This is a genomic window from Bradyrhizobium sp. 61 (genome assembly GCF_023073075.1).
Taxonomy (GTDB): domain Bacteria; phylum Pseudomonadota; class Alphaproteobacteria; order Rhizobiales; family Xanthobacteraceae; genus Bradyrhizobium; species Bradyrhizobium barranii.
In genome coordinates this window covers 158,648-184,066 of sequence record NZ_JADPIU010000082.1, presented here as the reverse complement: position 1 = coordinate 184,066, position 25,419 = coordinate 158,648, and the positions used below count along the sequence as shown (strand labels likewise).

Genomic DNA, 25,419 nt, shown 5'->3' with positions numbered 1-25,419 from the left:
AGCAGTCGGGCCGCCAACAATCGGCGACGTCCGGACAGTCACTCCCTCCCGTGACCGTCGTCGCGCCTGAGCAGCGAGCCTCTCTCGCGCGGCGACAGCGGTCATCCAATACATCGCGCGCTGCGACGACGCGGCGGGCAGAGCGACGTGAGAACGCGCCAGTGATGAGCACGCCTGCCACGCTTGGAGCAAGGCAGGCAGCGTTGCCGGTGCCGTATGTTGGAGGGCAAGTCGCGCGGGGCGGACAGGTCGGCCTGCTCGGCAACAGGGATTATATGGAAACGCCATATAGCCTCACGAGCTACACGGAAAAGACCATCCGCGATCAGCAGGCGACCAGTGTCGCCGAGGTCCTGACCAATTCCGATTCGTCGGTACGGGCGGCGATCGGCAGCAGCAATCGCTATGACGCGCTGACCATTCGCGGCTTCCGGGTCGAGAACAGCGAGATCGCGCTGAATGGGCTGTACGGCCTCGTGCCGGCTTACCGGATCAACCCTGCGCCGATCGAGCGCATCGAGCTGCTCAAGGGGCCCGCGGCGTTCCTCAATGGCATGGCTCCTTCCGGCAGCATCGGCGGCAGCGTCAATGTCGTGACCAAACGGGCAAACGAGGACCTGACGCGTCTGACTGCCGGCTACATCTCGAATGCGCGGTTTGGCACGGAGATCGACGTGGCGCGCCGTTACGGCGAGCAGCGCGAATGGGGCGTTCGTTTCAACGGCGGGATCGATGGCGGCAATACGACGATCGACCGTCAGTCGGTACGCGACGGAGTCGGTTCGCTTGGCGTCGACTATCGGGGCGAGCGCTTCAGGTGGTCCGCCGATGTCATCTATCAGGACGACTGGATGAAAGCGGCAGCTCGCGGCTACACGCCCGTCACTGGCATCGCGGTGCCGAATGCTCCGGACCCCCGCATCAACCTCGCCCAGCCGTTCGACTATGCCCGCGCGAAGAGCCTCACCGGGCTTACGCGCGCCGAATATGATGTGTCGAACAATGTCACCGTGTTCGGCGCAATCGGCGCCAACCAATTCACCTTCGACAAGCAGGAAGCCCCCGGCGCCACCATTCTAAACACGGCAGGCGATGCCCTCTCGACCTCTCGCTTCCAGACCGGCAAAAACGACGGCGTATCGGGCGAAGCCGGCGTACGGGCGCGTTTCGACACAGGTCCGGTTGGTCATGAGGTCGTTGTCAGCGGGAGCGCCATGAACCGCACTGACTGGCTCGGTCAGACCAATTACGGAAACTATCTTACCAACATCTACACGCCGACCCTGCTGGCGAGTCCGGGCACCCCGGTGTCTTCATTCCCTGAAGGGAAGTCGGATTTCCTCGGTCTGAGAAGTGTCGGCGTTGCCGATACGCTCTCGATGATGAACGGGATGCTTCAGGTGATCGTCGGAGCGCGACAGCAGCAGGTTATCGCGAACAGCTATGCCCCCGTGAGCGGCCTGGAAATGACCCACTACGATCAGAGCGCCACGTCGCCTTCCGTGGCGCTGGTGGTTCGGCCGATCAAGGAGCTGTCCTTCTACGCCAACTACATCGAAGGCCTCACGCCTGGACCAACGCCGCCGTCCGGCGCCGCCAACACCAATGCGGTGTTCGCGCCCTTCAAGACAAAGCAGTACGAAGTCGGAACCAAGCTTGATCTCGGAGGCTTCGGCGCGAGCCTCGCAGCATTCCAGATCAGCTTGCCGAGCGGCGCGACCGATCCGGTTACCAGGATCTTCAGTCTCGATGGTGAGCAAAGGAACCGGGGCATCGAGTTCAATACGTTCGGTGAAGTCGGGCCCGGGATCCGCGTCCTGGGAGGGGTGACTTACCTTGACGCGCGGCTGACAAAGACTGAAGGGCACCTCCATGATGGCAACCGTGCCATCGGCGCTCCGGAATGGCAGAGCAATCTCGGTGTCGAGTGGGACACTCCGTTCCTGCCCGGGCTGACCACGACGGCGCGTACCATCTACACCAGCCAAGCCTATGTCAGCGCTGACAACATCCAAAGTGTTCCGGCCTGGATGACGTTCGACATTGGTGCACGTTACGCAACCCAGCTGGCGGGACGACCCACCACGTTCCGCGCATCGCTCACGAACCTCTTCGACAAACGCTATTGGATCGGCAATCCGACCGGTTATGTGATCAGCGGCATGCCGCGTACGTTGTGGTTGTCAATGACGGTTGACTTCTGACGCTGCCAGAGAGGCGCATCGTCCTGCGCCAAGCGCGTCACCGAACCATGGTAACCGCCTCCGTGCGCCAAAACGGCATGCGCAGGTGGGTGGAATTGGTAGACGCTCTGGCTTCAGGTGCCTTCGCGGCCGTGAAGGTTCGAGTCCTTTCCTGGGCGCCAGCTTTTTCTGGATACCCAGCATTTCCAGATAGATAAATCGCATCCTTGTGTTGCGTGATCTCAAACGCGCAACGAAGGGGCGCGGCCCCGCCGACCCGACGCGGATTTCCGCGATCGCTCACGATGTCGACGTATCATTCGTATCGATCGCGAGTTCGCCACTCGCGACGCGTGTGACGTCACCCGTCCGGCAATCATCTGCTCGATGTTTCGGCGTTTCCAATTCGCACGACAATCTGCGGAGCCGAACGGCTGATAACAATGATGTTGACGGCGATTGACCGCTTGTTGCGGTAACACCAGCGCAAAGCTGCGTGGCACGGCCGCTCCTGCAGATTATGCAACGCAGGTCTGTGATTGATGTCCGGCGCAAAACTCGGATAGCCTTCGGGAAGGCCTGACCCCGACAGGGAGTGTGCTTCGTTGAAGAATGATCAAGCGCCAAAGCTTCTTCGACGCGACTTGCTTCGGCTGACGATTGTCGGTGCCGGTGCGTTGGGTGCCGGCCAATTGTTGCCGGCGGCGGCTTCCGCAAAGCCCGTTGATCTCGATCAGAAGCGGAAGGCTCGCTATCGACCTGACTCCCAGGAAGTCAGGAATTTCTATCGCGTCAACAGCTATCCCGCTCGATAGGAGACTTCCGTGCTGATCAGGAAGTCCGATCGTCGTCCGGAGCGTGCCAGGCTTTTCGATGCGGCGGCCGACGCAGCATCGGCGAAACTGGACCGGCGGACGTTCCTGAAGCGCTCTGGAGTCACGGCCGGTGCATTGGCCGCGGTGGGTGAGCTCGCGCTGCACGGCGTGCGCAAGGCCGAAGCCGGTCCGCCGCCACCTGTCGGCGCAACGGTCACGACCCGCAAGAACGTCTGCACGCACTGCTCGGTCGGTTGCTCGGTGATTGCCAAGGTCGCCAACGGCGTATGGATCGGGCAGGAGCCCGACTACGACAGTCCGATCAATCGCGGCTCGCATTGCTGCAAGGGCGCGGCAGTTCGCGACGACGTGTTGAACGAACGACGCCTGCGTTACCCCGTAAAGCTCGTCAACGGACAGTGGACGCGCATCTCCTGGGAGAAGGCGATCGACGAGATCGGCGACAAGCTGCTGGATATCCGCGAGAAGGCGGGGCCCGACTCGGTCTATTGGCTTGGCTCCGCCAAATTCACCAACGAGGCCGCTTATCTCAATCGCAAGCTTGCGGCGTTCTGGGGCACCAATAATTCCGATCATCAGGCGCGGATCTGCCACTCCACGACGGTCACCGGTGTAGCCAATACCTGGGGCTACGGCGCGATGACCAACAGCTACAACGACATCCGCAACGCCAAGACCATCCTGTTGATGGGTGGTAATCCGGCCGAGGCCCATCCGGTTTCCCTGCAGCACATTCTTGAAGGCAAGGAGCTCAACCGCGCCAACATGATCGTGGTCGATCCCCGGATGACGCGGACCGCTGCGCACGCGACCGAATACGTCCGGGTTCGCCCCGGCACGCATATCGCCACGATCTACGGCATGCTGTGGCACATTTTCGAGAATGGCTGGGAGGACAAGGAATTCCTCGCTCAGCGCGTCTATGGCCTGGATGAGGTTCGGAAGCAGGTTGCGAAGTGGCCGCCCAAGGAGGTCGAGCGCGTGACCGGCCTGCCGGAGGCGCAGGTCAAGCACGTCGCCGAACTGTTCGCCAAACAGAAGCCGTCCACCCTGATCTGGGCGATGGGGCAGACCCAGTTCACCACCGGCACCGCCAATGTTCGCGCCAGCTGCCTGTTGCTGCTCGCCACCGGCAACATGGGACTGCCCGGCGCAGGCGCCAACATTTTCCGCGGCCACACCAACGTGCAGGGTGCAACCGATCTCGGTCTCGATGTCACATCGCTCCCGCTGTACTACGGTCTTGCCGAGGAGGCTTGGCGGCATTGGTGCCGGGTATGGGAGGTCGACTACGACTGGATGAAGTCGCGTTTCCCCGACAAGAAGCTGATGGAAACGCCGGGCATTCCGAGCACGCGCTGGTTCGACGCAACCTTGTTGCCAAAGAATCAGATCAGCCAGCCCAATCCGGTTCAGGCCATGTTCATCATGGGCCATGGCGTCAACACCATCACGCGGATGCCGGAGGCCGTGAAGGGCATCGAGAAGCTCGAACTTCTGGTGGTCTGCGATCCCTATCCGACCGCCTGGTCGGTGCTGTCGGAGCGCAAGAACGGCACCTATCTCCTGCCGGCCTGCACGAGTTTCGAGATGGAAGGTTCGCGCACCAACTCGAACCGCTCCCTGCAATGGGGCGAAAAGATCGTCGATCCGGTCTTCGAATCGAAGAACGACTACGACACCATGTACCTGTTCGCCCGCAAGTTCGGATTTGCCGACCTGATGTTCAAGAACATCGAGGTCGAGAACGGCGCAGTCTCGGCGGAGGACATCCTGCGCGAGATCAACCGCGGCGGCTGGTCGACCGGCTATTGCGGCCAGTCGCCGGAGCGGCTCAAGGCCCACATGAGAAACCAGCACAAGTTCGATCTGGTGACGCTGCGGGCGCCGAAGGACGATCCGGAGGTTGGTGGAGATTATTACGGCCTGCCATGGCCGTGCTGGGGCACGCCCGAGTACAGGCATCCGGGCACGCCGATCCTCTACAACACCAATCTTTCGGTGAAAGAGGGCGGCGGCACCTTCCGCGCGCGGTTCGGAGTCGAGCGCGTCGTGAAGCGCAAGGTGATGGAGAACGGGCAGGAGGTGGAGCGGGAAGATCACGATAATCTTCTTGCCGAGGGCTCGTACTCCGTCGGTTCGGAGATCAAGGACGGTTATCCCGAGTTCACCCTTGGCGTGCTGAAGAAACTCGGCTGGGACAAGGACCTCACGGCGCAAGAACGCGAGGTGATCGAGCGCATCAATCCGGCCGATCCCGACAAGGTGTCATGGTCGACCGATCTGTCCGGCGGCATCCAGCGCGTCGCGATCGAACACGGGTGTTCGCCTTACGGAAACGCCAAGGCACGCATGATTGCGTGGAATCTTCCCGATCCGGTTCCGGTGCATCGCGAGCCGATCTACACGCCGCGTCCCGACCTCGTTGCCGACTATCCGACCTTGCCGGACGCGAAGCAATTCCGGGTGCCCAATATCGGCTTCTCCGTGCAGAAGGCCGCCGTCGATCGCGCAATCTCGAAGCAGTTCCCGCTGATCCTGAGCTCGGGCCGTCTGGTTGAATACGAAGGCGGTGGCGAGGAAACGCGGTCCAACAGATGGCTCGCCGAACTGAAGCAGCACATGTACGTCGAGATCAACCCGGCGGACGCAGCCGAGCGCGGCATCGTCGATGGCGGCTGGGTCTGGGTGACCGGTGCAGAGAACAGCTCGCGGGCTCGGATGAAGGCGCAGGTGACTGAACGCGTCGGCAAGGGCGTTGCCTGGATGCCGTTCCATTTCGCCGGCTGGTACGAGGGAGCCGACCTTCGGGCGAAATATCCAACGGGGGCCGATCCCATCGTGCTCGGCGAGAGCAACAACACGCTGACGACCTATGGCTATGATCCTGCCACCGGCATGCAGGAGCCGAAAGCCACGCTGTGTCAGATCAGGGCCGCATGAGAGGTTAGACCAATGGCACGCATGAAATTCCTGTGCGATGCGGACCGTTGCATCGACTGCAATGCCTGTGTGACCGCCTGCAAGAACGAGAACGAAGTGCCTTGGGGCATCAATCGGCGGCGCGTCGTCACGATCAATGACGGCAAGCCCGGCGAGCGGTCGGTGTCGATGGCCTGCATGCACTGTACCGATGCGCCTTGCGCGTCGGTGTGTCCGGTCAAGTGCATCTATCCGACCGAAGACGGCATCGTCCTGCACGACAAGGATTTGTGCATCGGCTGCGGCTATTGCTTCTACGCCTGCCCGTTCGGAGCGCCGCAATATCCCCAGGTCGGGAATTTCGGCTCGCGCGGCAAGATGGACAAGTGCACCTATTGCGCGGGCGGCGGCGGACCGGAGGCGCCGGGCAGCGCCGAAGAATATGCGAAATACGGCTCGAACCGCTTCGGCGAAGGCAAGCTGCCGATGTGCGCCGAGATGTGCTCGACCAAGTCGCTGCTCGCAGGCGATGGCGACATCATCGCCCAGATCTACGAGGAGCGCGTCGAGAAGCGCGGCTACGGCTCCGGAGCCTGGGGCTGGACAACCGCCTATCACGAGGACGTCAAGTCATAAGGGACCTGCGTTTACCGCCGATGGGAAGCGCGACGATCAGGGACGAAGATTGGGTATCCGTCATGACGGCTTTCGCACGCATTCGCTTCGCAGCGCTGTTGTTGATGCTGTTCGGTCTCACGACAGCCCCGGTGCTCGCCCAGAAGCTCGGTCCCGACGGGGCGCCCAATCCGACCGCCAGTGTGACCAATCAGAAGACCCTTCTCGAGCAAGCGCCGCGCATCCAGGGCCGGATCGACATTCCAGACGTCAAAGCCGGCGTGCTGATGCAGCCGGCGGGACGGACCTGGGACTATTTCCACGAGGTCCTGCTGCACTGGGGTGGGGCGGTGGTGATCGTCGGCATGCTTGCAGTGCTCGCGCTTGCCTATCTGATCATGGGCCGGCTTCGCATCGAGGCGGGGCGCTCCGGGCAGACGATCGTCCGCTTCAAGGCTTTCGAGCGGTTCGCGCATTGGCTGACAGCGGTTTCGTTCGTGCTGCTCGGATTGACCGGCCTGAACATCACCTTCGGCAAGGTCCTGCTGCGGCCGCTGGTCGGCCCGGAACTATTCTCGGACATCTCCCAGGTCGCCAAGTACGTGCACAATTTCACGAGCTTCGCCTTCGTGGCGGGCCTCGTTCTGATCACGGTGCTCTTCTTCAGGGACAATCTGTTCAAGCGAGTCGATATTGACTGGGTCAAGCAGGGTGGCGGCTTCATCAAGTCGAAGCATGCGCCTGCAGGCCGCTTCAATCTCGGTGAGAAATTGGTCTATTGGCTGTCGGTCGCGGCCGGCCTCCTGGTCTCCGCATCGGGATTCGTGCTGCTGTTTCCCTTCTACGGCACTAACATTGCCGACATGCAGATCGCCCAGGTCGCCCACGCCGTCATCGCGATCCTTTTCATCGCGCTGATCCTGGGACACATCTATATCGGCACGCTCGGCATGGAAGGCGCGTTCGAAGCCATGGGTACGGGCGAGGTCGATATCAATTGGGCGAGAGAGCATCACGACCGCTGGCTCGCCGAAAAGCTCGAAGCGGAAGGCCGGCAAGCCTCGGCGACACCGGCTGAATAGCGCGATGGCGCCCGGACTAACCTGAACCGGGCAATTCAGTTGGAGCGGCCGTCCGGGTCTCGCTTCGCGTCCCGGTCACGCAGGTAATCGTCGGTGGTGCGGACGGTCGGGCTCTGCGCGCCATAAGATTCAAAACCTTGCTCGGCCACGAAGCCGACGCGGCAGTCGCCGCACATCTTGATTGCGTCGAGCCGCTGCGCCGAGCCCGAATACATCCAGTGCTGGCCTTCGAGCTTCGCGACCACACGCTCGATGCTGCTCTTGACGCCGAATGGCTTGCCGCAGCGGATACAGCAAAACGGCTCCTCTTCCTTGAGCACCCGGGTCGGCGCCCGACTGGCACGGAAGTCGATCTGCGGAACCAGTGTGATGACGTTTTCCGGGCACGTCGTCCGGCACAGGCCGCACTGGACGCAGGAGTCTTCGACAAATCGCAATGCCGGGCGCTCGGGGTCGTCGCGCAGGGCGCTCGTCGGACAGACCGACACGCAGGACAGGCAAAGCGTGCAGCCGGCAGCATCGATCTCGACGGCCCCGAACGGCGCGCCTTCGGGCAACGGAACGACATCGACGGGTGCAGGCGCCGCGCGGTGCAGTTCGGCCAGCGCAAAACGCAGCACGTCGCGCTTGCCGCCCACGGCGCGGAAGCTCGCAGGGCGCGGAGTGGGCGCGTCGGCCGGCGCGGTGCGGAGCGCTTCGATCAGACGGTCCGGATCGTCGGTCGCGATGATGGAAAGCCGAGCCGGGCCGAAGCCGAGTCCGGCAAAGATCGGATCGGCGAGCGCGACCGTCCGCGTCAATCCGGAGACGTCGTGGCGCGGCTTGGCCCGTAGCAGGAAACGCACCGCCGACACGCCATATGCAAAAGCCGCGATGATACTCTCCAACCCGACCTGCGTGACCTCGTTGACCGCAAACGGCAATACATTTGCGGGCAATCCGTCACCGAACCGCGAAAGCGCGTTGATCAGCGGCGCGCCGTGGCCTTCGTCATGGACGAGGACAACGGCCCGCTCGCCGCCCGCCTGACGGTATGCGAGCAGCATGGCGCGCAGCTTTCTGACCAGCGCGTCTTCCGCCGGCAGCGCATAGGACGCGGCGCCGGTGGGACAGGCCGTCGCGCATTGGCCGCAGCCCGCGCAGATGTTGGCGTCGATCGCCACATGGTTGCCGGCAGGTGTAATCGCGCCGGCCGGACAGGAATCGAGACAGCGGGTGCAGCCGGTCCGCTTCGAGCGCGAGTGCGCGCAAAGTCCGGCGTCGAAGGTGATGTAGCGCGGCTTCTCGAAGGTCCCGACGAGGTCGCGCGCTTTCAGCACGGCCTGGAGAATAGCTGCGGGACTGCCGGGATCCGCGCGCAGATAGCCGTCGCGCAAGTCGGCCGGAACCAGCGCTGGCCCGCCGGTCAAGTCGAGGACGATGTCGCAGGTCGAACGGGCGTTGTTGCGTGAGGCGCCAAACGTCAGGGCTCGACGCGAGGACGGTGCGGCTTCGGCGAAATCGTCGACCACCACATCGAACGCGCCCAGGTGACCCTTGACACTCGTTATCCGGCCTTTGGCAATCGGATAGTCGGCGCTACGTGGCGGTGCGATCGCGGCTGGCGGCGCAATCAGCACCGTGACGTCGAGATGCTCCTTCAGCAAGTCGCCAGCCTCGATCGCGGCCTCGTCGCGGCCGTAGATCAGGATGACTCCGCTGCTTTCCAGCTGGACCGTCGGCGCGGGTGCGGCGACTTCGGCCGCGGCGGCCAGCAGCGCGGCCATTTTCGGCCCGGCGCGGTCGGCATCGCCGGACCATCCGGCGGTCTCGCGGATGTTGGCAAACTGTATCGAATTCGCACGATTATTTTCGGCCGCAACCTGCGAAAACAGCGCTGCCTGCTGCGTGCAGGCCACCGTGAGCGGACCATCTTCGGCGGCGACAGCCTTGAATCGGCCGAGTTCGGCGCCGCAGAGCTGCGTCGCCGCCGTCACTTCACCGCGGCAGCCGCGGCGAATTGCGTCTGCATCAAGCGGCATCGTCCCTTCGCACGAGCAGATCAGGAGGCGCCTGCCGGTGTCAGATATGACGGTCACAATATCTCGCGGCTCCCAAAATAGAGCGGCCACCTACTGGCCCGTTCAGCCCCGAAGTATATACTCCGCGTATCGGAAAAGACGACGCCCGTATCATGAGCGCACGATTACTGCTCTCGCCGGGGCAAGCGCGCGGCGTCGCTGGATTGGCTTCGGAAGCAGGAACCACGTCTCGATCGCGAGAGGGTACATTGATATCGACAAGTCTTGCACGCATTGCTGTCGGTGTCGCAATCGAACGGCGCAAGGCGAAGAGCGCGTGGGCCGATTTTCTGTGGCGGCCCGTCTCGGTATTCGCGGGAGAGCCGACTGCGAAGCCGTGGACTCCGATTGGAGGCGAAGGCGAGGTCACGTTGTTCTATGCCGGTGATGCCGTGATCGAGCTGCACCGGACCGAAACCGCCAACTATCGCGAAAATCTCGCGTCAGGCTCGCCGACGCTGTGGGTCAATTTGCGTCCGACCGGTTCCGAGCCGCCCTACGAGCTGCTCGCGGTCACCGCCGATCCGGCGGAGGGCGAGGCGTTTACCGATGCAGGCAGCAATCTGGTCGAAGCCGTGCCGATGCCACCAGGCATCTCCGAGATCGTCGGCCGGTTCGTCGCCGAGCATCATATCGAACGACCATTCATCAAACGGCAGCGCCATCGTTAGCAACGGCATGAGAGAGATCGATGTCAGAGACTAACGTCTTCGTTCGCTGGGCGCGGCTCAAGCAAGCCTCGAGAAGCCAAAACGCTGAACTTGCCCCGGCCGACAAAGAGCAGGCTGCCGAGCCGTCCGTAGCGAATGACGAGACAGACCGGCCTTTCGATCTCGCCAGTTTGCCGTCGATCGAATCGATCGCCGCTCACACCGACATTGCGGCGTTCCTGCAGACGGGCGTTCCGGCCGAACTGACGCGCCTGGCATTGCGCCGTGCCTGGGCAACCGACCCTGCGATCCGCGACTTCATCGGAATCGCGGAGAACCAGTGGGATTTCAACGATCCCAACGCAATTCCCGGATTTGGCCCGCTCGATCCGGCGGACAACGTCGCCGATCTTGTCGCGCGGATGTCAAAGGGGCTCGAGCAGGTGGGTGACGCGCTTGCGGACGTGCAGCCGCCAACCGAGCTCATTCCGCAAGGGCGGCCCGATGCCGAACAGCCCATTCTCGAACCGACGATATTGGCAGCTCAATCGCTGCCCGATGATGCGACGGCACGACCGGACCAGGACCGGAATGAGAGCATGCAGTCCGTCAATGCTGCTGCCGGAGAGCCGCCCTCCCAGCGAACACGACGTCATGGCAGCGCAATGCCCCGCTAGCAACCGACAGGATCATATGTCTTGCGCGATCGAACAATGATGGATCCAACTTCAACAATCGCTTCAGTGCATATCGTCGATGAATTCGACCTCGCCCGGGCGCAGGAATATGCGCTGTTGGCGACGTTGCTGACGCGCAGCCCGGACACGCAGCTGCTGCACCGGCTCTCTGCATTGCACGGCGATGCCAGCCCGATGGGCGCGGCACACATGGCGCTGGCGGATGCGGCGCGCCGGACAAATGAGGAGGCCGCATCGCGCGAGTTCTTTACCCTCTTTGCAGGTTTGGGCAAGGGGGCGCTGCTGCCTTATGCGTCACACTACCTGTCCGACACCCTGTATGGCCGTCCACTTGCGCGGTTGCGGGAAACTCTTGAGGGGCTCGGCCTCGAAAAGGCCCCGGAGCGTACGGAGCCCGAGGATCACGCGGGATTTCTTTGTGAGATCATGGCAGGACTTGCCGGTGGGAGCATTTTGGCACCAGCGGGCGCCGAGCGCCTCTTCTTTGATCAGCATGTCTCACGCTGCATGAGGCGCTTTTTCGCCGATCTCGAGCGCGCGCGGTCGGCTCACTTCTATGCCGCCGTTGGCGCGCTCGGACGGACGTTCATCGATATCGAGGCGGAGGCCTTCGCACTTCCAGGTTGAACACGGCGTTTTGTACGGCCGCTGCACAAATCCGTTTGGGAGCGTGCTAGATTATAGATGTAGGGATCAACAGAATGCGCGTTTTCATAATTGCCTGTCTGTTCGCCGTCGTCGTCGCACTCGGTGCCGCCGGCATCCTTGATCATTTCGTGCAGGAGTCCGCCACAACGGCGTTCGCTGAGTCGAGCGCCCGCGTTTAGCGGTCATTATTGTTTGTTAAGCTTTCTGTTCTCCACATAGACGTGGGAGACGCCATATGCGCCGGTCGCTGATCGCTTGTTTCGTCGTTGCAGCTCTGATCGCCGCTTCTGCCCTGATCTTCAGGACGCAACCTCGCTCGATAGAGCTATCCGCAGCGGCCATGCCGCCCTTGGTCGAGCTGCACGCCATGGCGGGCGTCCATCAGCTCCCGGATCAGGAGATCGATGATCAGTCGCTCATTTTCCCGGCCAGCGTAAAGCGATAACCTGGCTCCAGACGATCTTGCTCCCGGCCCGCTTAGATCGGCATCTCGAAAGAGAAGGTCGTTTCGCGTCCGGTCGATATCGCACTCAATTTGCCGCCATGGGCCTGGGCGATTTGCGAAGCGATGTAAAGACCAAGTCCCAGACCCTGCTGACTGGGCCGGTCGCCTCGCGTGTATGGCTTGAAGAGGTTTGCCAGCGCCTTTTCGGAGATTGGCGGGCCTTCGTTGGACACCGTCAGATCGAACGTTCCGTCCAAGGTTCTGGCTACGACGTGGATCGGCCTACTCTGGTCACCGTACGCAATTGCATTCCCGAGCAGGTTCGAGAAAAGTTGGCCCATCTTGCTCCGATCGCAGCTGATGGGCTCTTCGATCTGGACCGATGAACTGATCGTTACGGTCGGCCAAGCCGTCCTGAACTCCGCGATGATTTGCTCCAGCACCGGCGCCAAAGGCAGCGTCGCATCTCGCTTGATCGTAAGGCCTCCGCCAAGTCGGCCTCGCGCGAAGTCCATGACGTTTTCGACGATGCCGGCCATGCGATAGACGGCTTTTTGAACGCCGAGCGCGATTTCGGGCGCCCGCCCGGTGTCGAGGTTCTTCAGCAGCACGCGCATGCCTGCATCGACGGCTGCGAGGGGATTACGAAGATCGTGCCCCAATACGCCGATGAACTGCTCGCGAAGCTCTGCCGTTTTTCGCTCGTCGATGAGATCGGCCTGACTCCGCTCCAGACGTTGATTGAGTTCGAGCTGTGCAGCGATCAGTTCGGCCAACAGCTGAAACGTGTCGAGGATCTCCGGTGTGCGAAGTTGTCGAGGCGTGGGGTCGATGGCGCACAGCGTTCCCCAAACGGTTCCGTCGATCAGGACGATGGGCGCTGAGATGTAGCTGCGAAATCCATACATGGCCGGTGTCGGATGATTGCAGAAGACGTCGTCCGTCTGCACATCGTTGATGACGACCGTGTTGCCGTGCTGCCGGATCTCGTTGCAGATGGTCGTCTCGACACGCAGTTCTCCGCCCGGCTCAAGGCCAAAGGCGATGCTGTCCCGAACGGCGCAGCAAATCCATTGATCTGAAGTTACGCGAGCTATGGCGACGAAGCCCATGCCCGTGATGCGTGCGGCCAAATCCAAAACTTTGGGAACTGCCCCAATCTGCTGGACGGCATCCACGTCCGCCTTGATGTCAATTGCCATGGTGAACCCTAACGCCCTGCCCTGGCAAACGCGAGCCTCGGCAAGACGTTCGGTGGAACGAAGAAGCCGTTCAAACCTTATGCTCGGTTACGCCGGAGAATAAGTGTCCAATCTCGGTCAGCATAGGGACGTGATCCTCATCGTCGAAGATGACCTTCTCATCCGCATGAACGCGGCTGACATGGTCCGGGATATGGGCTTCGATGTCTTCGAGGCGGCCGACGCGGACGAGGCTGTCAATCTGCTGGAGACGGAACCGGCGATCACCGTCGTCTTCACCGACATTCAGATGCCCGGCTCGATGAATGGCCTTCGGCTGGCGGCGGTGATCAGAGACCGATGGCCGCCCGTGCGGCTTCTCATTACGTCCGGCCAAGTCAGCCCGGCAGCGGATGACATCCCACTCGGGGCGAGGTTCATCCCCAAGCCGTATCTTCCTGCGCAGCTGCACGACCAGCTTGAAAGGCTGGCCGGCGGGCGGGCATAGCGGGCTTTTCAAGTCGAGCCCTCAGACCACCCGTCTCCCGGTCCGCTCTGCCACCGCCTTCTGCACAAAGTACATCGCCACCAGCGAGACGATTGCCGACGCGACCACGACGTAGCCGATCCGGTCGAAATGGAGCAGCGAACCATCCGGTTGTTGCGCGATGATGGCGGCGGCGAGGACCGAACCGAGCCCCCCGGAGAGCTGCTGAAGCGACGCGCTGACCGCACTGAACGAGCCGCGCTGGCTGGGGTCGGGGATCGCCGACATCAGCGCCTGCGACGGGATCATGCGCGAGAAGATGCCGACGAACATCAGCACGTTGACGAGGATCGCGGTCGCGAGCGAGACGTGGCCGAGATGGGTGTAGATCAGCACCATGATGACAGACACCACACTGCCGAAGACGAAGGTCGGGTACTTGCCGAACGCGTCGCTCGCCCTGCCGACCAGCGGCCCCGTGACGATGCTGAACAGGCCGGAGACGAGGTAGATCGTCGGCAGATGCGTGATGTCGATGCCGAGATTATGCACGGTGAAGGCGCTGGAGAACGGCATCAGCATGTACCCGCCCGTCGCCAGCAACGTCGTGACGGCGAAGGCCAGCGTATAGCGCGGTTGTCCGACGGTCGCGATCAGATGGCGGAACGGATTTCTGTCCTGCTTCAGTTTCAGATGCGCGTCGACCGGCTCCATCGCGAAGGCGATGATTGCGATCGCGACGATCGACAAGCCGACGATCGCAACGAAGCAGACATGCCAGTTCCAGTGATTGGCGAGAAACAGCCCGGCGGGAATGCCGAGCACCTGGCTCGCGGCGAACGCCGTCTGGACGAAGCCCATCACGCGGCCGCGCAGGTGCAGCGCGAACAGATCGGTGATGATGGCCAGCACGACCGAGCCGATCACGCCGCCGAACAATCCGGTCACGATCCTGCCGAGCAGCAGCACGTGGTAGGTCTGCGCGGCGGCGCAGAGCAGGGTCCCGAGCGTGAAGCCGACATAGAAGAACAGCAGCAGGCGCTTGCGGTCGAAGCGATCGGCGAAGCCCGCGGCCAGGATCCCCGACAGTCCCGCGCTGAACGCGTAGGCCGACACCGCGACGCCGAATTGTCCGGCCGTGATGTCGAGCGCCGGCATCAGGATGGCGCCGAGCGGCGACATGATGATGAAATCGAGAATGATCGTGAACTGCGTGAACGCGAGCAGTGCGATCAGGAGCGCCTGGTAGCGCGTAAAGCCGCGCTGGCGTTCCTGTTGGTCGTCGATAGGCGCAGCGAGCGTCTGTTCGGTCATGACACCTGATTTCATTGTGGGCGGGGCGGGCAAGCGCGCGAAAACTCGCAGATGGGGTCGGCCGGGAGGATTTTCACGGGGCGCGCGGCAAAAGCCCTGCCGGAACATCAAGCTGGCGCCGGGTTGTGGGATCCATGCAACAGCAGGGTGCATGGCCTGGACCCGGCATCCCCCAGGGGCGCCGGCCCTTCTCCCCCCGGTTAAGTCGCCCTTAGCGAATGCCCCCTAGGCTCTCGGCCGTCCATTTCCCTGCTCCCCGGCCTCAGGGCCGGTCATGTTGCGGCAAGTCAGAGCGTTTTCGGATGGAGCAGCCTGCCTGGCACTACGATTCGGGCGTCCCCACACCGTCGGCGATCCCCGCCGCGGCGCGGACGCTTGTCATCGATCTCGAAGGCGCCCTGCTCCGTTCCGAGCTGCTGCTGGAAGCGCTGTTCTCCAGCCCCGGCCGCATGCTGGCCCGCTTCGGCGCGGGCGGACGCCCGGGCATGGCGGCGCTCACGGATATCCTGGCGCAAGCCGAGCTCGACTACACCCATCTGCCCTATGATGCCGACGTGCTGAACCAGGCGCTGGCGGCGCGGGCGCGGGGCGAGGCAATCTATCTGGTGGCCGGCCGCTTTGCGCACCATGCGGCGGGCATTGCCGCGCATCTCGGGTTCGATGGCGTCGTTGCGCCGGCCGATCTCGCGGTGGGCGACCGGCTGCCGTTCGACCGCGCCTCCATGGAGCGCATCGAGACGCGCGGCAGCAGCCGTGCCAGTCTCAAAACCTGGGCGCAGGCGCTGCGCGTCTATCAATACGCCAAGAATACGCTGGTGTTCGTGCCGGCGATCACGGCGCATCAGATGAATCTTGCGACGCTCGGCTACGCGTTGCTGGCGTTCGTGGCGTTCTCGGCCTGCGCGTCGGGCGCGTATCTGATGAACGATCTGCTCGACCTCGCCGCCGACCGGCAGCATCCGACCAAGCGCCATCGCGCGCTGGCGGCAGGTCGGCTGCCGATGTCCTCGGCACTGCTTGCGATTCCCGCGCTGTGGCTGCTCGCGGTCGCCGCCAGCCTCTGCATCTCGCCTTTGTTCCTCGGCGTGCTCGGTGGCTATCTCGCCACCACGATCGCCTATTCGCTCGCGCTCAAGCGCAAGATGCTTGTCGACGTCGTGACGCTCGCCGGCCTCTACACGCTGCGCATCATCGCCGGCGCGGTCGGCGTCGGCGTGGTGCTGTCGGAATGGCTCTTGATCTTCTCGCTGTTCGTTTTCACCTCGCTGGCGCTGATCAAGCGCTTCAGCGAGCTCAGCATGCGCGAGAGCGCCGGCCTCGCCGATCCCTCCAACCGCGATTACAGGATCACCGACCTGCACATCATCGGCGCGATGGCGGCGGCGAGTGCCATGAACGCGGTGACCGTGTTCTCGCTCTACGTCTCCTCCTCCGCGGTGACGCCGCTCTACAGCCGTCCCTGGATGCTGTGGCTGCTCAACCCGCTGCTGCTCTACTGGTTCGGCCGCGCCCTGATGATGGCCCATCGCCGCGAGATGCCCGACGATCCGATTCTCTACACTTTTCGCGATGGCGCCAGCCGCGCGACGGTGGCGGCGATGATCTGCATCATGCTGGCGGCGATCTGACCGCGCCCCGGCGGGAACAGCTGCCGCTTGCGCGGCCGGCCGGCAGTGGCTACATCGCGGGCAATCCGATTAGCTTATGATGCCGACCGACCAATTCGATTGAGGTTTTGAAACGCCATGACCGTACGCCTGCATCGCGGCGACCTGCCCGACCTGCCCCGCTACACCGGAGCGGTGGCGATCGACACCGAGACCATGGGGCTGAACCCGCACCGCGACCGGCTCTGCGTGGTGCAGCTCTCGCCCGGCGACGGCAGCGCCGACGTGGTGCAGATCCCCAAGGGCCACACCGACGCGCCGAACCTGAAGGCCCTGCTGGCCAATCCTGGGATCACGAAGATCTTCCACTTCGCGCGGTTCGACGTCGCGGTGCTGTACGAGACGTTCGGCGTCATGACCGGCCCGATTTATTGCACCAAGATTGCCTCCCGCCTGACCCGCACCTACACCGACCGGCATGGCCTCAAGGACCTCGTGCGCGAGGTGCTCAATGTCGACCTCTCCAAGCAGCAGCAATCCAGCGACTGGGGTTCCGACAGCCTGACCGAGCCGCAGCTCGCCTACGCCGCCTCCGACGTGCTGCACCTTCATGCCCTGCGCGAGCGGCTCGACGCCATGCTGGTGCGGGAAGGCCGCACCGCGCTGGCAAAAGCCTGTTTCGACTTCCTGCCGACCCGCGCTCTGCTCGATCTCCAGGGCTGGGCGGAAGAGGACATTTTCGCGCATTCCTGAGGCCTCGGGCCGCTGTTAGCTTAGGGCTGCCGCCCCGTTTCGGACACTTTCGTGCGGCCTGTCGCAGGCTGCATATTCAGGCGGCGCCGGATACAATGGCGTGCGCCCGTCAACCGGACGAGACGAGCGACACCTCGGGAGCTCAGGTGAATTCGGCCCAGAATCCAACCTACGACGCCGCGCTTGCGGCGAAGTTTGCCAGCGCGGCGCGCCACAGCCGCCTGGTGCGGATTCTGCGCATCGCGGTGCCGGTGACGGTGGCTGCGTCCATGGCCGCGATCGTCGCCGTCTCGACCTTCCTCAATCCCTTCCAGATCCCCGTGAAGCTCGACTCCGGAAATCTCGTGGTGACGGGCACCAAGATCACGATGGAAACGCCGCATATGTCCGGCTTCACCCCGGACCAGCGGCCCTACGAGCTCTGGGCCAAGACCGCGACGCAGGACATCACCGACCCCGATCATGTCGATCTCAATGATTTGCGCGCAAAGGTGCTGATGGAAGACAAATCCACTTTGCTGCTCGATGCGCGCACCGGCCGCTTCGACAACAAGCAGCAGCAGCTCGACCTGCACAAGGACATCTTCCTGCGCACCTCGTCCGGCTATGAGGCGCGGCTGAACTCGGCCTTCGTCGACATGGGCAAGGGAACGGTCTCCTCGGATGAGCATGTCGACGTCAAGCTGACCAACGGAACGCTGACCGCCGACCGGCTGCGGATCACGGAAGGCGGCGACGTCATCCGCTTCGAGGGCAATGTGGTGATGCATCTGGACAAGCTGGATGACCCCGCTGCCGCGCCGCCTGCGCCGGCCGAGCAGCCCGCGCCGCCGGTGAAGACACGCACGCCTCAGAACAAGTCTGCCAATTCAAAGTGATTTTCATGGTGAGATTCTTTTCGCGCAACGAAGACAAGCGGTGCGCCATTCTCGGTGTGGCCGCGCTCGCCGTCACCGTCGCGCTGGTCGCAACCGGTGCGGCCGTCGCGCAGAGCACGATGCAAGGCGTGCCCAACGCAATGCAGGGCTTTTCGCAAAACCGCGACCAGCCGATCCAGATCGAAGCCGCCTCGCTCGAGATGCGCGACAAGAAGAAGGAGGCGACCTTCTCCGGCAATGTGAAGGTCATCCAGGGCGACACCACCATGACCTCGAAGACGCTCGTGGTGTTTTACGACTCCGGCGGCGGCGACAAGCCGGCCGCGCCGCAGCCCGCGGCGAAGGGGACCAAGGGTGCGCCGATGCAGTCGGCGCAGCCGGGGCCGGGCGGCAGTTCCTCGATCAAGCGGCTGGAAGCGCGCGGCAATGTCGTCGTCACCCAGAAGGACCAGGTGGTAACAGGCGAGACCGCCGTGTTCGACACCAAAACCAACCTCATCACCATGCTCGGCGGCGTCGTTCTCACGCAGTGCAGGAACGTGCTGCGCGGCGACCGTCTGGCGGTCGACATGACCACGGGCGTCTCGCGGGTGGAATCCGACAGCGGCAGGGTGCAGGCATTGCTGCCGCAGGGCGGCAGCAATGATTGCGGATCGGGGAGCCCGGGCAAGCCCGCTCCGGCGCCGCCTCTCCAATTGCCCGGCGCAGGCAAACAAAAGTAAATTCCTGAAGTAACTTCAAGCGCTTGGGTCAGATTCTCCCGATCCGAGGTTGAAGCTTGCCCGGCGAGGCTGTATCTAGCGCGAAGGGCTTTCCAAGCGGGGTTCGCCGCTTTTCGGGCGTGTTTCACTGGGCATGAGACATCCCTTCACTCATGCTGTGCTGGCGAATCGCAAGGCCGGTGCGGCAGATCGCGGGATCACGCGCGGATCATCGCGCGGGATTGTCGTGAAAGGCTAGAAGGCGGGATGGTCGATCTCTTCAGCATGTTCCGTCGGCGCCCCGCCAAGCGCGGCCGGCCAGGATTTGCGCGCCAGGACATCACCGCGCTCGGTGACAGCGTCGGCGGTCTCGTGCCCAGCCCGGTGCGGGATGCATCGCCGATCGCCCGCGACCAGATGCGCGCGCCCGACCATTTCCAGGCCGACTACCAAGCCGACTACCAGACCGAACCGCCGCGTGCCCAGGCGGTGCATCCCGTGAGGGCCGCCAGCAGGCCTAACGGCGCCGGCGGACCGCAGCTTCTGAAGCGGCCGGGTTTCCTGGCTGTGCATAGCGTGGAAAAGAGTTTCGGCAGCCGCCAGGTGGTGCGCGGCGTCAGCATCTATGTGCGCCGCGGCGAAGCGGTCGGCCTGCTCGGCCCGAACGGCGCCGGCAAGACCACCGTGTTCTACATGATCACCGGCCTGATCAAGCCCGATCGCGGCGCGATCGAGCTCGACGGCCACGACGTCACCAAGCTGCCGATGTATCAGCGCGCGCGGCTCGGCATCGGCTATCTGCCGCAGGAAGCCTCGATCTTTCGCGGCCTCACCGTCGAGCAGAACATCCGCGCCGTGCTCGAAGTGGTCGAGCCCTCGCGCAAGAAGCGCGAGCAGCAGCTCGACTCGCTGCTCGACGAATTCAACATCACGCGCTTGCGGAAATCGCCGTCGATCGCGCTGTCGGGCGGCGAGCGCCGCCGCGTCGAGATTGCGCGCGCGCTGGCGACGCGTCCGAACTACATGCTGCTCGACGAGCCCTTCGCGGGCATCGATCCGATCGCGGTCGGCGACATTCAGGACCTCGTCCGCCATCTCACCAACCGCGGCATCGGCGTGCTGATCACCGACCACAATGTGCGCGAGACGCTCGGCCTGACCGACCGCGCCTATATCGTCTATGCCGGTGAAATCTTGACCGAGGGTAGCCCGGATGAGATCGTCGCCGATCCCGACGTTCGCCGGCTTTACCTTGGCGAGGAATTCCGCCTCTAGCCCTTTTTTCCCGTTCGTCAAGCCGTGTACATCGTGCCAAGACTAGGATAAGCAAAAATCGGACCAACTTTTGGGATCGGTTCTTGCTTCATGGCGCTCACGCAGAGATTAGAGTTCCGGCAATCGCAGTCGCTGGTCATGACGCCGCAGCTGATGCAGGCGATCAAGCTGCTGCAATTGTCCAATCTCGATCTCACGACCTTCGTGGAAGAGGAACTCGAGCGGAACCCCCTGCTGGAGCGGGCCAACGACGAGCCGCCCGCGGGTGAAGCCCCGGCCGAGACCGGCCAGTTCAGCGATTCCGACGGGGGCCACAACGACGAGCCGGGCGGCGGTCCGGGCGAGGCGTTCGAGCCAGGCCAGGAAGAATGGATGAGCAAGGATCTCGGCACCCGCGCCGAGATCGAGCAGACCCTGGATACGGGCCTGGACAACGTCTTCTCCGAGGAACCGGCCGAGGCCGCCGCGCGCAACGCCCAGGATGCGGCGCCGACCACCTATACCGAATGGGGCGGCGGGGCCTCCGGCGACGAGGACTACAATCTCGAAGCCTTCGTCGCCGCGGAGATCACGCTCGGCGACCATCTTGCCGAGCAGCTCTCGGTCGCCTTCACCGGCCCGGCGCAGCGCATGATCGGCCAGTACCTGATCGACCTCGTCGACGAGGCCGGCTATCTGCCGCCGGATCTCGGCCAGGCCGCCGAGCGCCTTGGCGCATCGCAAGCCGATGTCGAGAACGTCCTTGCCGTGCTGCAAAAATTCGATCCGCCCGGCGTCTGCGCGCGCAATTTGAGCGAATGCCTGGCGATCCAGCTCCGCGAGCTCGACCGCTACGACCCGGCGATGCAGGCCCTCGTCGAGCACCTCGATCTGCTCGCGAAGCGCGACATCGCTTCGCTGCGCAAGCTCTGCGGCGTCGACGACGAGGACATCGCCGACATGATCGGCGAGATCCGCCGCCTCAATCCCAAGCCCGGCATGAAGTTCGGCTCGGCGCGGCTCCAGACCATGGTGCCCGACGTCTATGTCCGCCCGGGTCCCGACGGCGGCTGGCATGTCGAGCTCAACAGCGACACCTTGCCGCGCGTGCTGGTCAACCAGACCTATTATTCCCAGCTGTCGAAGAAGATCGGCAAGGACGGCGACAAGTCCTATTTCACCGACGCGCTCCAGAACGCGACCTGGCTGGTGCGCGCGCTCGATCAGCGCGCCCGTACCATCCTGAAAGTTGCGACGGAAATCGTGCGCCAGCAGGACGGCTTCTTCACCCATGGCGTGGCGCACCTGCGGCCGCTGAATCTGAAGGCCGTTGCCGACGCCATCCAGATGCATGAATCCACAGTGTCGCGCGTCACCGCCAACAAGTACATGGCGACAAATCGCGGCACATTCGAATTGAAATATTTCTTCACGGCCTCGATCGCCTCCGCCGACGGCGGCGAGGCGCATTCCGCCGAGGCCGTGCGCCACCACATCAAGCAGCTGATCGATTCGGAAGCGCCGTCGGCGATCCTGTCGGATGACACCATCGTGGAACGCTTACGCGCCTCGGGAATTGATATTGCCCGCCGCACGGTCGCGAAGTACCGCGAAGCCATGCGCATTCCCTCTTCGGTGCAACGCCGCCGTGACAAGCAGAGCGCTCTTGGTAACGTCCTCTCCACCGCAATGCCCGATCGCTCCCGCAACACCGAGCCGGCCTGATTGCGCTGGCGCGAAATCGCGCTACTCTCGATCCCCCATCGAGACCGATCCAAGCTGGGCACTTAAAACCAAGCGAGGCATCACATGACCCTCAGAATCTCGGGAAAGAGCGTCAGCGTCGGCGACGCCCTGCGCGGCCGCGTGACCGATCGGACCGACGAGGTCCTGCGTAAATATTTCGACGGGAACTATTCCGGCCACATCACCCTGAGCAAGGATGGCTTCGGCTTCCGCACCGACTGTGCCCTGCATCTTGATACGGGAATTACGCTGGAGGCCGATTCGAACGCGCCGGATGCCTATGCCAGCGCCGACCAGGCGCTCCTGATGATCGAGAAGCGGCTCAAGCGCTACAAGAGCCGGCTCAAGGACCGCTCGGCCCGCAAGGCCCATGTCGCCTCCGCGGCGCTGGCCGCCATGGACGCCACGAGCTACGTGCTGGAGGCGCCGGGCGAGGGTGAGGACGAGGACGAGGTCACCGGCTACAGTCCCGTCATCATCGCCGAGGCCACCACCTCGCTGAAACAGCTATCGGTGAGCGAGGCGGTGATGGAGCTCGACCTCAGCGGAGCGCCCTGCCTGGTATTCCAGCACGGCTCCAGCGGCCGGGTGAACATCATTTACCGCCGGGCCGACGGCAATGTCGGCTGGATCGACCCGCCGGGGGCCAAACCGGACGGTTAAGGGCTGGAACCGGCCCCCGTACCAACCGCAGCCCTTAACAATGAGCGGGGCAAAGCCGCACGCAGCAGTTGGCACCGGGATTGCGTTGGAGTAGAAGCGCCCCACATCAGGATCGGGGCTAAGTCCCCCTCCTGCTTCACCTTCTTGATGCCGGCCAGGCATGGTTTGACCAAGCTGGCCAATTCGGAACCTGACGGTTTAATTCACCTCGGAAACCTTCCATGCCGATTACCGATCTGGTCGCACCCGAGGCGATTCTCCCGGCATTGAAGGTCAACAGCAAGAAGCAGGCGCTTCAGGAGCTCGCGGCCAAGGCCGCCGAGCTGACCGGGCAGAACGAACGCTCCGTGTTCGAGGTGCTGCTGCAGCGTGAGAAGCTCGGCACCACCGCGGTCGGCTACGGCGTCGCCATTCCGCACGGCAAGCTGCCCAAGCTCGAAAAGATCTTTGGCCTGTTCGCGCGCCTCGATCGCCCGATCGATTTCGAGGCGATGGACGGCCAGCCGGTCGATCTCGTCTTCCTGCTGCTCGCCCCCGAAGGCGCCGGCGCCGATCACCTCAAGGCGCTCGCCCGCATCGCCCGCCTCCTGCGCGACCAGGACATCGCCAAGAAGCTCCGCGCCTCGCGCGACGCCCAGGCGATCTATTCGGTGCTGGCGCTGCCGCCCGCGACCGCGGCGTAACGTCGCCTGTCCTCGTCGCCCGCTGAGAAGCGGAATCGATCCACGCAATTGCCAATGCACGCCGGCCATCTTCGTGGCATGCGCGCGGGATGTCGTGATCTCGTACTAGCCGGCAAGAGAACGCGAAAAATTTCCCCAGTTGAGACGTCCGGCACATCGCGCCTTGTCGGAGTCCGCTAAAGACGCCCACGAACGCAAGTGGCGCTAGGATCGACGCGCCGTCCTGCGCTTTCGCTGAGGTCGTTACCTATCGCCCGAAGGTCGGGCCCGTAGGATGAAAGTGGTTGGCGCGGTGCAGAGCAGGGCTGTTGTGGTGGGGCTAGTGATAGCAGGTACCACAGTCCCGGCTGTCGCGCAGGATGCCGGATCGCTGCTCCGCGAGATGCAGCGGCAGCAGGAGATGCAGCGGCAGGAAAGGCTGCCGTCCCCTGACGAGATTCGACCGCAGCAGGCGCCCGCCGCAATCCCCGACCGGGGCGAGCGCATCATCGTGAAGGGCGTTCGCTTCACCGGCAAGGTGGAGCTGCTGCCACAGGCCGAGCGCGAGCAACTCGTTGCCTCGGTGCGCGGCAAGCGCCTCGGCATCAAAGGGCTCTATGCGCTGGCCGATCAGGTGACGGCCGTGCTCCAGGGCCGCGGCCGGTTGCTGGCGCGCGCGCTGCTGCCGCCTCAGGACGTCACCAACGGCATCGTCACGATCGAGATCGCCGAGGGCGCGCTCAAGACCATCACGCTCGATCGCGTCAAGGGCGTGCGCGTGCGTGAGGACCTGTTGCGCGCGATCATCGAGGGCCGCGTTAAGTCGGACGGCGTGACGCGGCAGGATCTGGAAGACGCGCTGTTGCGGATGAACGACCTGCCGGGCGTGTCGGTGCATGCCAAGCTCGCGCCGGGTGACGCGCCGAACACCAGCAAGCTCGTCGTCGGCGTCGCGCAGGCGCCCATTCTCGGGGGCGGTATCTGGGCCGATAATTACGGCAGCTCCAACGTGGGCAAGGCGCAGGGCAACGGGCTCATCTCGCTCACCGACGTGTCCGGCTACGGCGACCTGACGCGGCTCTCCGGCACGGTGTCGCAAGGGCAGGAGTACGGCTCGCTGGCGACGAGCGTGCCGCTCGGCGCCAGTGGCTTCATCGCCAATGCGAGCTACGGCTATCTCGACTACCACAATATCGACGCCATCGGCCGCGCCCTCGGTCTCACCGGTTTTGCGCATTTCGCCAATGGCGGCGTCGACTACAGCCTGATCCGCTCGCGCGATTTCAACCTCCAGCTTGGTGGCACCGTGACCTGGAAGGCGCTGGTCGACGACAGCATCGTCGGAACGCTTCAGGACAAGCGCTCGACCTCCGGCACGCTCAGCCTCAACGGCGACCGGCGCGACGCGCTGCTCGGCGGCGGCATCACCAACTGGTCGGTGAGCTGGACTTTTGGAGACCTCGATCTCGCGCGCGTGGCGAGCGCGCTCGCGGTGGACCAGGCTGGACTCCGGACGCAAGGGCCGTTCAATCGGATCAATGCCTCGGTTGCCCGGCTTCAGGCCTTGCCCGGCGACTTCGCACTGTTCGGTCGCCTCTACGGGCAATGGGCCGACAAGAACCTCGATTCCTCGGAAGATTTTGCGCTGGGCGGCCCGTTCGGCGTGCGCGGCTATCCCGTCGGCGAGGCGCGCGGCGATATGGGCGTGCTCGGCACGCTGGAGCTTCGCTACAACGCGCCGCTGCCTGTGCGCTTCGGCAGCCTGCAACTCGCGAGCTTCCTGGACGGCGGCTACGTCAAGATCAACGTGTCGCCGAACGGCATCGCGCCGGTCACTGTCTGCGGCTGCAACGATTACGGGCTCGCCAGCGCCGGCCTCGCCGCGCGCTGGACGCGCGAGTGGCTGAACGTCTCGGCGAGCTGGGCCCATACGCTGGGCGACAATCCCGGCCGTTCCATCATCACCGGCGCCAACGCCGATGGCGTCAAGGCCAACGATCAGTTCTGGCTGCAAGCCGGCATTCGCTTCTGATG

At 63.8% G+C, this 25,419-nt stretch carries 22 protein-coding genes; 19 read left to right on the top strand and 3 right to left on the bottom strand.

Going from position 1 to position 25,419, the window contains the following annotated elements; genetic code table 11:
- Positions 1-164 precede the first annotated feature (164 nt).
- The 4 genes from IVB46_RS31745 (at position 165) to IVB46_RS31730 (ending at position 7,638) form a co-directional block, all read left to right on the top strand.
- Positions 165-2,204: a TonB-dependent siderophore receptor gene (locus IVB46_RS31745; protein ID WP_276010586.1), complete on the top strand. Its 2,040-nt coding sequence runs from the start codon at positions 165-167 to the stop codon at positions 2,202-2,204.
- 803 nt (positions 2,205-3,007) lie between these two features.
- On the top strand, positions 3,008-5,962 hold the full coding sequence (locus IVB46_RS31740) for a formate dehydrogenase subunit alpha (protein ID WP_247344233.1): 2,955 nt from the start codon (positions 3,008-3,010) through the stop codon (positions 5,960-5,962).
- A gap of 12 nt (positions 5,963-5,974) precedes the next feature.
- Positions 5,975-6,577, top strand: coding sequence for a formate dehydrogenase FDH3 subunit beta (fdh3B, locus tag IVB46_RS31735; protein ID WP_014490880.1), 603 nt, complete (start codon positions 5,975-5,977; stop codon positions 6,575-6,577).
- A gap of 62 nt (positions 6,578-6,639) precedes the next feature.
- Entirely contained in the window at positions 6,640-7,638 is a 999-nt protein-coding gene (locus IVB46_RS31730; protein WP_247306234.1) for a formate dehydrogenase subunit gamma, read from the top strand.
- A 35-nt stretch (positions 7,639-7,673) separates the two neighbouring features.
- Here IVB46_RS31730 and IVB46_RS31725 read toward each other — a convergent pair whose 3' ends face one another.
- On the bottom strand, positions 7,674-9,659 hold the full coding sequence (locus tag IVB46_RS31725) for a 4Fe-4S binding protein (RefSeq protein WP_247306231.1): 1,986 nt from the start codon (positions 9,657-9,659) through the stop codon (positions 7,674-7,676).
- A gap of 248 nt (positions 9,660-9,907) precedes the next feature.
- Here IVB46_RS31725 and IVB46_RS31720 point away from each other — a divergent pair, with 248 nt between their 5' ends.
- From IVB46_RS31720 to IVB46_RS31705, 5 genes are all read left to right on the top strand, one after another.
- Entirely contained in the window at positions 9,908-10,369 is a 462-nt protein-coding gene (locus IVB46_RS31720; RefSeq protein WP_247306229.1) for a DUF3305 domain-containing protein, read from the top strand.
- A gap of 20 nt (positions 10,370-10,389) precedes the next feature.
- The gene (locus tag IVB46_RS31715; RefSeq protein WP_247306227.1) at positions 10,390-11,025 is read left to right on the top strand and encodes a DUF3306 domain-containing protein; all 636 of its coding nucleotides are present in this window, start codon (positions 10,390-10,392) and stop codon (positions 11,023-11,025) included.
- A 36-nt stretch (positions 11,026-11,061) separates the two neighbouring features.
- Positions 11,062-11,673, top strand: a complete 612-nt coding sequence (locus tag IVB46_RS31710; RefSeq protein ID WP_247306225.1) for a molecular chaperone TorD family protein — start codon at positions 11,062-11,064, stop codon at positions 11,671-11,673.
- Between the two features lie 74 nt (positions 11,674-11,747).
- The gene (locus IVB46_RS44950; RefSeq protein WP_256468676.1) at positions 11,748-11,873 is read left to right on the top strand and encodes a hypothetical protein; all 126 of its coding nucleotides are present in this window, start codon (positions 11,748-11,750) and stop codon (positions 11,871-11,873) included.
- Positions 11,874-11,929: 56 nt separating this feature from the next.
- Positions 11,930-12,139, top strand: a complete 210-nt coding sequence (locus tag IVB46_RS31705) for a hypothetical protein (protein ID WP_247306222.1) — start codon at positions 11,930-11,932, stop codon at positions 12,137-12,139.
- Between the two features lie 32 nt (positions 12,140-12,171).
- On the opposite strand, the gene IVB46_RS31700 is transcribed toward IVB46_RS31705, so the two are convergent.
- The gene (locus IVB46_RS31700; RefSeq protein WP_247306219.1) at positions 12,172-13,341 is read right to left on the bottom strand and encodes a GAF domain-containing sensor histidine kinase; all 1,170 of its coding nucleotides are present in this window, start codon (positions 13,339-13,341) and stop codon (positions 12,172-12,174) included.
- Positions 13,342-13,471: 130 nt separating this feature from the next.
- On the opposite strand from IVB46_RS31700, the gene IVB46_RS31695 reads away from it, so the two are divergent.
- A complete protein-coding gene (locus IVB46_RS31695) occupies positions 13,472-13,828 on the top strand; it encodes a response regulator (protein WP_247306216.1) in 357 nt (118 codons plus the stop codon).
- Positions 13,829-13,849: 21 nt separating this feature from the next.
- Here IVB46_RS31695 and IVB46_RS31690 read toward each other — a convergent pair whose 3' ends face one another.
- A complete protein-coding gene (locus tag IVB46_RS31690; protein ID WP_247306213.1) occupies positions 13,850-15,121 on the bottom strand; it encodes an MFS transporter in 1,272 nt (423 codons plus the stop codon).
- Between the two features lie 302 nt (positions 15,122-15,423).
- Between IVB46_RS31690 and IVB46_RS31685 the strand changes: the two genes are divergently transcribed.
- The 9 genes from IVB46_RS31685 to IVB46_RS31645 all read left to right on the top strand — a co-directional run bounded on the left by IVB46_RS31685 (position 15,424) and on the right by IVB46_RS31645 (position 25,417).
- Positions 15,424-16,749, top strand: coding sequence for a UbiA family prenyltransferase (locus tag IVB46_RS31685; protein WP_247306211.1), 1,326 nt, complete (start codon positions 15,424-15,426; stop codon positions 16,747-16,749).
- A 117-nt stretch (positions 16,750-16,866) separates the two neighbouring features.
- Positions 16,867-17,481, top strand: a complete 615-nt coding sequence (locus tag IVB46_RS31680; RefSeq protein WP_247306207.1) for a ribonuclease D — start codon at positions 16,867-16,869, stop codon at positions 17,479-17,481.
- A 146-nt stretch (positions 17,482-17,627) separates the two neighbouring features.
- A complete protein-coding gene (gene lptC, locus IVB46_RS31675; protein ID WP_247306204.1) occupies positions 17,628-18,359 on the top strand; it encodes an LPS export ABC transporter periplasmic protein LptC in 732 nt (243 codons plus the stop codon).
- A 5-nt stretch (positions 18,360-18,364) separates the two neighbouring features.
- On the top strand, positions 18,365-19,081 hold the full coding sequence (locus IVB46_RS31670; protein WP_166347306.1) for an LptA/OstA family protein: 717 nt from the start codon (positions 18,365-18,367) through the stop codon (positions 19,079-19,081).
- A 246-nt stretch (positions 19,082-19,327) separates the two neighbouring features.
- Complete coding sequence (gene lptB, locus IVB46_RS31665) at positions 19,328-20,335, top strand: LPS export ABC transporter ATP-binding protein (protein ID WP_063980191.1); 1,008 nt, start codon at positions 19,328-19,330, stop codon at positions 20,333-20,335.
- A 90-nt stretch (positions 20,336-20,425) separates the two neighbouring features.
- Positions 20,426-22,039 carry an RNA polymerase factor sigma-54 gene (rpoN, locus tag IVB46_RS31660; RefSeq protein WP_247306182.1) on the top strand — a complete coding sequence of 538 codons (1,614 nt, stop codon included), beginning with the start codon at positions 20,426-20,428 and terminating at the stop codon, positions 22,037-22,039.
- 84 nt (positions 22,040-22,123) lie between these two features.
- Positions 22,124-22,723, top strand: coding sequence for a ribosome-associated translation inhibitor RaiA (gene raiA / locus IVB46_RS31655; RefSeq protein WP_028149778.1), 600 nt, complete (start codon positions 22,124-22,126; stop codon positions 22,721-22,723).
- A 221-nt stretch (positions 22,724-22,944) separates the two neighbouring features.
- Positions 22,945-23,406 carry a PTS IIA-like nitrogen regulatory protein PtsN gene (gene ptsN / locus IVB46_RS31650; RefSeq protein ID WP_008141251.1) on the top strand — a complete coding sequence of 154 codons (462 nt, stop codon included), beginning with the start codon at positions 22,945-22,947 and terminating at the stop codon, positions 23,404-23,406.
- Between the two features lie 322 nt (positions 23,407-23,728).
- Entirely contained in the window at positions 23,729-25,417 is a 1,689-nt protein-coding gene (locus tag IVB46_RS31645) for a ShlB/FhaC/HecB family hemolysin secretion/activation protein (RefSeq protein ID WP_247306179.1), read from the top strand.
- Positions 25,418-25,419: the final 2 nt, after the last annotated feature.